Here is a 7,487-nt window from a genome sequence, read left to right as displayed (position 1 = left end):
CATATTTGAGTGCTTTCTCCAACATTTCTTTGCTTTCAGATATCTCCACTTGGAACGGACGACTCATAACTTTTCCTTTCCCCTTACACTTATGCTAATTTAGCGCACCTTCATTCAGAATTGGTATTAGATGAAGCAAAGATTTAGATGGTCACATCTAAATCTTTGCTTATGCAAGTGCTATACTTAGCGATTAAAATACTGAGGATAAATAAAATAGCATGGAGTATCAGCCTTATTCTGTTAGGCAATTACTGGACTCAGTAAGTAGTGGAGGCATCCGAATTCCTGCTTTCCAGCGTGGCTTTGTCTGGGAAATGGATAAAGTTGCCTATTTAATGGATAGTATTTATAAAAGATATCCTTTCGGCTCATTACTTTTTTGGAGAACTAAGTCCAAGCTCTCCATTGAAAAAAGGCTTGGCAGTTTGAACTTCCAGAGCCAAGAGAAGATTATCCTATAGATTATGTTCTGGATGGTCAACAACGGCTTACATCAATATTTTCTGTATTTCAAACTGAATTAGAACCATCTGTAGATAGTGGATGGCTCAAAATATATTTTGATCTTGACGCAGATGAGAATGTTCAGGAAAGCCAGTTCCTTGCTCTACAAAATGAGCAAGTTATTCCACAAAAGCATTTTCCACTAAATGATTTGTTGCCCCTCTGTATTCTCCAGAGGGGCAACAAATCAATTTAATAGTGAACAGATCAGACGATTAGATAAATTGCAAGAGAAGTTTAAGGAGGTTTCTATTCCTGTTCAGATTCTGAAGACAGACAATAGAGCAACAGTTGCAATCGTTTTTGAGCGTATAAACAGGTTAGGTGTAGCACTTGATACACTTCAATTACTATCAGCTTGGACGTGGAATGAAGATTTTGATCTTCTAGAGAGCTTTAAAGAGTTGAGGGATGATCTTGAAGAATTCGGATTCTCTGAAGTTGGAGAAGATTCCGATCTTATTTTGAGATGCGCCGCAGCTATTTTAAAGAATGAACCAACTCCTGATAAATTACTAGAATTAAATGGTAATGAGGTGCGAGCAGCATTCCCAAGGGTAAGAAATGGAATTTTGGGTTCTATTGACTTTATGAGAACACAGTTAAAAATTTCATCACTCAAGAATCTTCCGTATTCAGCATTAATCATCCCTTTAGCTGTTTTCTTTGCAGAGCCACAAGGAAAAGAAGTATCATACAAAGACTCACAAGCTTATGACAGATTAATAAAATGGTTTTGGAAATCTTGCTTCACAGGTAGGTATCGTAGTCAGACCAGAAAAACTACTATAGGTGATATTCAAGAGGTTTTTAAACTTAAAAATGGTGAAGCTAGTGAACTAGGAGAGTTTTCATGTGATATTAATGAAGATTTTTTTATAAGCAATCAATTTAATTTTAATAATGCGAATACTAAAACTTTTATTTTACTTCTTGCTAAGAATAACCCAAAATCGTTTCTGTCTGGTTCATTAGTTGATTTAGAAAAAGTTTTACAAAAGTATAATAAAACAGAATTTCATCATGTCTATCCCAAAGCCTACTTAAAAGATAATAATGTACCGGAAAATCGTATTAGTTGTTTGGCTAATTTTTGCTTCTTAAGTGCGGCAGAAAATAAAAGAATTGGGCGCAAGAAACCATCAGAATATGTTTATTTAATGCCCAAGGAAGACTTGTTAAATGAAGTTTTGAATAGTGCTTTTTGTCCTTTAGATACATTTAATAATAATTTTCCCAGCTTCCAGAACCAACCTTCAAAATTGCTGGCAGCGTTTGCTAAAAAATTGATTCAAAACTCTTAGATATAAACACACTCTGACTAGAATACTATTTTAAAGTACATAAGTTACTATAAAAGCTAACAAACTAGCAGTAACCACAAAAGTCAATATAAAAAGAATTGCGTTGAGAATGAATAACTATATGATGAGCGCATTAACCTCGGTTCATCGCAATTAGGTTTTGCATTTTGTCGCGCAATTCTTGGGCTTGTTTGTAGAAACGCGATCGCGCTTTTACTAACGAATTTTCTATTACAGGCTGAGTGTTGTGTATAGGTTGAATGTAGTAATCTAATTTACTTCTAGCTGCCCACACCCCCATGGAGGGAAACAGTACGAAAATAAACATTAATGGGGATATCGGTAAAAAAGGTAATTGCAACCGTCTAGCAAGTCTTTTGATATTAAAAGCCCAGATGTGCAAATATTCATTACCCATACAAACGACAGGCAAAATTGGGATCGATGAAACTTCGCTTAAACGCATAAAACTTAGGTCAAATGTCTCTAATTGATAGCGTTTTTTCCACCCTTTACTAGGTCCTCGTAAACCTTCTGGGGCATACAGTAAAATAGTTTTTTGTTCTACTGCTTGCTCAAAATCATCCATCTGGGCGCGAACTCCCCCCATCACTTTTGCCCAACCTGGAGGTAGCCACCAAATTAACCAAGGATGTTCAAATAAAGATACATCCGCTAATGGTTGCAATACCCAACCTGGCTGCTTATCACTTAATAGATAACCCAAACTTAAAAAGTCCCAAGGGAAACACATCCCGGCGTGATTCATTGCTACAATAAAAGATTTCGTTGCGGGTAAATTATCAGTTTGGTGCAATTGGGCGCGAAAATAATGGTTGACTATGGGAGCAAGAATTTCCTCGCTAAAATGCTGCTGATAACTCAAGTCAAATTGTTCGCTTTGAGGACGCGGTAGACGACAGCCCAAACGCACCCAGCGAATTAATAAAGCTAGATAAAATCCCCCAGGAATCAGGAACAATAAGTATTCCAGCCAATTCCAACCATCAGGATCGTTTTTGTAGCGTTGCCAGTGACGGTTAAATAAAATTAGCCAACCTGGGGGATACCAAAGACAAAACCAATCGAACCAAGTAAATTGATATTGGCGATCGCTCAAGAGCAACTCAATGCACTCCAATTCAAAACTATCAATGGGCTAGATAAATAGTAACTCTACTTACCTATCGCGCAATAGGTTAAGCAATAGTCACATCTGGGGATAAATAAACATCCTGGATGGCATTGAACAGCTTTACGCCTTCCTCAAAAGGACGCTGGAAAGTTTTACGCCCCGATATTAAGCCCGAACCACCAGCACGTTTATTGATTACGGCGGTACGAATTGCCTCAGCAGTGTCATTTTTCCCTGAAGCCCCACCCGAATTAATTAACCCGGCACGCCCAGAATAACAATTTAGAACTTGGTAGCGAGTCAAATCAATGGGGTGATCGCTGGTTAAGTCAGAATAAATGCGATCGTTTGTTTTGCCGTAACTTTTACCTGAAGCTTTTTCTACGGCTGCATAACCGCGATCGCATTCAGGTAACTTTTGTTTGATAATGTCCGCTTCAATCGTTACGCCTAAGTGGTTTGCTTGTCCGGTAAGATCCCCGGCGAGGTGATAGTCTTTGTCTTGCTTAAAGGCGTTGTTGCGGAGGTAGCACCACAAAATTGTTGCCATTCCGAGTTCGTGGGCGCGGGCGAAAGCTTTGCTTACTTCTTGAATTTGCCGCGTAGATTGTTCCGAACCAAAGTAAATTGTTGCGCCTACTGCTACCGCCCCCAAGTTCCAAGCTTGTTCTACCGAAGCGAACATAATTTGATCGAATTGGTTGGGGAAAGTCAGCAATTCGTTGTGGTTGATTTTGGCAATAAAAGGAATTTTGTGGGCGTATTTGCGGGAAACACTGCCTAAAACGCCTAAAGTAGTAGCTACCGCGTTACAACCAGATGAGATCGCAAGTTTTACTATATTTTCCGGGTCAAAGTACATCGGATTGGGTGTAAAGGAAGCCCCCGCCGAGTGTTCGATACCTTGGTCTACGGGCAAAATTGATAAGTAACCCGTATTACCCAATCGTCCAAAGGAATATAGTTGTTGTAAACTACGCAATACTTGGGGAGAGCGATCGCTTATTGCAAATATTCGATCTATAAAGTCTGATCCTGGTAGATGCAATAAGTCTTTAGAAACTTTGGCTTTGTATGTCAGTAAGTCTTCAGCTTCCTTACCTAGCAGCGATTCAATTGATTGAGGGGCAGATATTGTTGCAGTCATAGCAATTATTCCTCAAATACTTAGGTTGTTAGTTGTTCTTCTGGTGGAAATCCGTGTTGTTCTCTACCTGGTGCGCCATCGTACTTTTTAGAGGTTTTGTACAGTTCAAAACGTCCATCGGCGGCGAAAGTCGCAAATTTATCGCGCAGCGCTTGCAGTTGTTCGGTATTCATGGGCTTAAATCCTCGCGCTACAGATAAGTTTTGTCGCAGCACTTGTAAGGAATCGATTCCACTGACTGTAGTAGTTACAGGTAAGCTCATAGCGTAGCGCAAAGCCTCTTGAGGCGTAATTACACCTTTTTTCACGGGTTCGCCACCACCGCTCATGCTTTTCATCCCAATTACGGCAATTCCCCGCTTATTGAGTTCAGGTAAAACTTGCTGCTCGAAGCTACGGAAGTTAGCATCAAAACAGTTAAGCGGTAGTTGACAGGCATCAAAGGGAAAATTGTAGGAAAGCATTTTGAGATGAATTGCTGGGTCTTTATGTCCTGTAAAACCAACATAACGAACTTTTCCTTCTTTTTTGGCTCTTTCTAAAGCTTCAATTACTCCGCCCTTAGCGAAATGCAAGGCGGGATCGTTGTCATAAATAACTTCATGTACTTGCCACAAATCGATATAATCTGTTTTTAAGCGCCGCAGAGATTGTTCTAATTGCTGCATTGCTACTTTGGCATTACGCCCATGAGTGCAGACTTTTGTCATCAAAAAAGCTTTGTCTCGTCTATCTTGCAGCGCTACACCCGCCCATTGTTCGCTTTTACCGTCGTTGTATTCCCAAGCATTATCTATAAACGTTACTCCCGCATCCATTGCTTCATGGATGAGACGAGTAGCGTCGGCTTGGGTTTTTACCATCCCGATATGATAACCGCCTAAAGCAAGGGCAGATACTTCGATATTAGCGCGTCCAAATTTGCGTTTTGGTACTGTACCGGAAGCTGTGGGGGGAGGAGTAGCAGCGATCGCTTTATCTACATCAATACTTTGCAATACTAAGTCAGTTAAGGCTACTCCAGCACCAATTATCCCTACTCTTTTCAAAAACTCGCGCCGTTTCCAATTAAATAGGGGATTGTTATTTTCGGTCATTATTTATCTCTAATCTATAATTTTGTTTTTATAATTATTCTTTTTGCTTCCTTAAAAACACCTATCTATAGGTAGGTTGAACCCATATAGGTTTTATATGCTTTCTAATTGCACGGCGGTGTTTGTGACTTTGGCAACGAGCGATCTAGATAAGCTAGTGTCGTTCTATACAAGCTTATGGCAAAAAAAACCGCAGATTTATCGGCAAAATGTGTATGCTGAGTTTGAAATCTCTGGCTTGCGATTGGGCATTTTTCAGCCGCATAAAAGCAACAATGCAGAGTTTGCTAATAGTCGCAACAGTAGTATGAGTCTGTGTTTGGAAGTGGAGGATTTGGGAAGTGCGATCGCGCATTTAACTAATATCGGCTATCCACCGCCTGGGGCAATTATTGCAGCTTCTCACGGCAAGGAAGTTTATGCTTGTGATCCTGATGGCAATCGATTAATTTTACACCAGTCTTAAATGCGATCGCCTTCCCCTGGTATTGAGAGGTGTTGGGATGCAAGACATGATTCAAGAAGAGTTGTTGGAGAGATATGCTGCTGGGGAGAGAGACTTTCAAGGTGTCATGTTGTCTGACATCCTTTTGGTTCGTGGAGGTGGAGATGACGTTAGTTTGGAAGGGGTCGATTTCACTGGAGCCATTTTTAAGAAAATTCTTATCGAACGTTACCCAACTACTAATGTCACTATTGGAAGCAAGTTCACCAACTGCAATTTCTCCTATAGTAAATGGGAGTTCTGTCAGATGCCAGACCTGATTGGGTGCAATTTGCAATATTCCGTCATGGAAGGGTGTTTCTTCAGGGGAAAATTTGTTGACTGTAATTGGAGATACTGTCAAATTATTGGTCAATATGTTGATGAATTCATTTTTGAGCGATGTGATTTGAGAGGATTGAGAAGGAGCGATGGATCCTCTATCGGACAAATTGGAGATTATATCCGCAACGCTGGCTTCTATGGGGCTGGTTACGTGAATACCATCGATCCCAACGGTATCTTCCACTCTGGGATTTATTGTGACTTGGCTAGACCCGACCCTAAAGAAATTCCCTTTTGATAGTATCTGTTAGCAGTGGAACCGATCTACTGACCTTACTTGGAGTATATTGACCTAACGTTAATAAATTGTCATAACCAGCATTAAAATTAAATTTAGGTAAATCAGATTGCTGATTTAAGATATTTTGTAGTTTCAACAAATTAATCCGCTAAGTATTGGTCTTTCTCCAATCAAACGCTGTTTCAATCTTAGGTTAAGAAACGCCTTACTGTACTAATACGCTATAACAGGATAGCATGATAACCGTGATAGGGTGTTAGCATGATATTGTCTTTCAAAGACGTAGGCACTGAAGATATTTTTAATGGCGAAAATACAAAGTACGCACGTAAAACCTGTCCTCAAACCCTATACAGCGTTGCATTTAGAAAGTTAGATCAAATCGATTCCGCCGTTGAACTAAACGAGCTTCGCATTCCACCAGGAAATAGATTGGAAGCGTTAGAGGGCGGTCGCCAAGGTCAATACAGCATTCGGATTAATGACCAATATCGTATCTGCTTTATTTGGACACAAAACGGCGCAGAAGATGTTGAAATTGTTGATTATCACTAAACACATCCATTTATAGGAAACCCAGATGATTCGTATTCCTACCCATAGAGTTCCGACGCATCCTGGAGAGATGTTGAAAGCGGAGTTTTTAGAGCCGATGAATATAACGCAGGTTACTCTCGCTCAAGAGATTGGAGTTCCTTACCAACGGATTAATGAAATTATCAATGGTCGCAGAGGAATTACGCCTAGAACTGCGCTACGTTTAGCTAAATTTTTTCAGATGTCGCCTGACTTCTGGTTAAATCTTCAACTGCGATGGGATTTATACCATGCACAGCAGAAGGAAGCAGATGCTTTAGAAAAAATCAAACCGCTAATGAAGAAGTAACGTGCGATCGCGCATTTAACTAATATTGGCTATCCACCGCCTGGGGAGATTGTTGCAGCTTCTCATGGCAAAGAAGTTTATGATGTGCGATCCCGATTGGAATCTTTAATTTTACATCAGTCTTCGTTTTAAAAAATGAATAGAAAAGAAGTTGAGGAGAGAACTATTTTTGTTGGTTTAGCTGGTAGTCATGCTTATGGGTTGAATCATCCTAATACTAAGTTGTGGTCAGAGGTAGTAGAGTATTAAATAGAGAGAACTTTGGCAAAGATAAATGTACAGGAGTCAAGTAACGCAAGCCTGTCCTCATCTAGACCTAGAGACAGTCAAGCAGAAAGTAA

9 protein-coding genes are annotated in these 7,487 nt (G+C 40.0%); 6 read left to right on the top strand and 3 right to left on the bottom strand.

Features of this window, described 5'->3' with window-relative positions:
• Nucleotides 1-221 precede the first annotated feature (221 nt).
• Together AC2VE5_RS23035 and AC2VE5_RS23030 are read left to right on the top strand one after the other, a co-directional pair.
• Complete coding sequence (locus AC2VE5_RS23035; RefSeq protein WP_486890001.1) at nucleotides 222-464, top strand: GmrSD restriction endonuclease domain-containing protein; 243 nt, start codon at nucleotides 222-224, stop codon at nucleotides 462-464.
• Between the two features lie 267 nt (nucleotides 465-731).
• Complete coding sequence (locus tag AC2VE5_RS23030; RefSeq protein ID WP_486890000.1) at nucleotides 732-1,811, top strand: hypothetical protein; 1,080 nt, start codon at nucleotides 732-734, stop codon at nucleotides 1,809-1,811.
• Between the two features lie 133 nt (nucleotides 1,812-1,944).
• Here the strand turns inward: AC2VE5_RS23030 and AC2VE5_RS23025 are convergent, their stop codons facing one another.
• Genes AC2VE5_RS23025 through AC2VE5_RS23015 form a run of 3 tightly spaced genes read right to left on the bottom strand, consistent with a single transcriptional unit; the run spans nucleotide 1,945 to nucleotide 5,190 of the window.
• Complete coding sequence (locus tag AC2VE5_RS23025) at nucleotides 1,945-2,952, bottom strand: 1-acyl-sn-glycerol-3-phosphate acyltransferase (RefSeq protein ID WP_486889999.1); 1,008 nt, start codon at nucleotides 2,950-2,952, stop codon at nucleotides 1,945-1,947.
• A gap of 58 nt (nucleotides 2,953-3,010) precedes the next feature.
• Nucleotides 3,011-4,093, bottom strand: a complete 1,083-nt coding sequence (locus AC2VE5_RS23020; RefSeq protein ID WP_486889998.1) for a class I fructose-bisphosphate aldolase — start codon at nucleotides 4,091-4,093, stop codon at nucleotides 3,011-3,013.
• A gap of 20 nt (nucleotides 4,094-4,113) precedes the next feature.
• Entirely contained in the window at nucleotides 4,114-5,190 is a 1,077-nt protein-coding gene (locus tag AC2VE5_RS23015) for an aldo/keto reductase (protein WP_486889997.1), read from the bottom strand.
• A 97-nt stretch (nucleotides 5,191-5,287) separates the two neighbouring features.
• Between AC2VE5_RS23015 and AC2VE5_RS23010 the strand changes: the two genes are divergently transcribed.
• The 4 genes from AC2VE5_RS23010 to AC2VE5_RS22995 all read left to right on the top strand — a co-directional run bounded on the left by AC2VE5_RS23010 (nucleotide 5,288) and on the right by AC2VE5_RS22995 (nucleotide 7,146).
• Nucleotides 5,288-5,656, top strand: a complete 369-nt coding sequence (locus AC2VE5_RS23010; RefSeq protein WP_486889996.1) for a VOC family protein — start codon at nucleotides 5,288-5,290, stop codon at nucleotides 5,654-5,656.
• A gap of 37 nt (nucleotides 5,657-5,693) precedes the next feature.
• Complete coding sequence (locus AC2VE5_RS23005; protein WP_486889995.1) at nucleotides 5,694-6,257, top strand: pentapeptide repeat-containing protein; 564 nt, start codon at nucleotides 5,694-5,696, stop codon at nucleotides 6,255-6,257.
• Between the two features lie 264 nt (nucleotides 6,258-6,521).
• Complete coding sequence (locus AC2VE5_RS23000) at nucleotides 6,522-6,815, top strand: type II toxin-antitoxin system RelE/ParE family toxin (RefSeq protein WP_486889994.1); 294 nt, start codon at nucleotides 6,522-6,524, stop codon at nucleotides 6,813-6,815.
• A gap of 25 nt (nucleotides 6,816-6,840) precedes the next feature.
• A complete protein-coding gene (locus tag AC2VE5_RS22995) occupies nucleotides 6,841-7,146 on the top strand; it encodes a HigA family addiction module antitoxin (protein WP_486889993.1) in 306 nt (101 codons plus the stop codon).
• Nucleotides 7,147-7,487 lie beyond the last annotated feature (341 nt).

It is taken from the genome of Aliterella sp. E5.1 (genome assembly GCF_057473825.1).
Note: the sequence above shows the minus strand (reverse complement) of the source record. Positions and strands in the feature narration are given on the sequence as shown.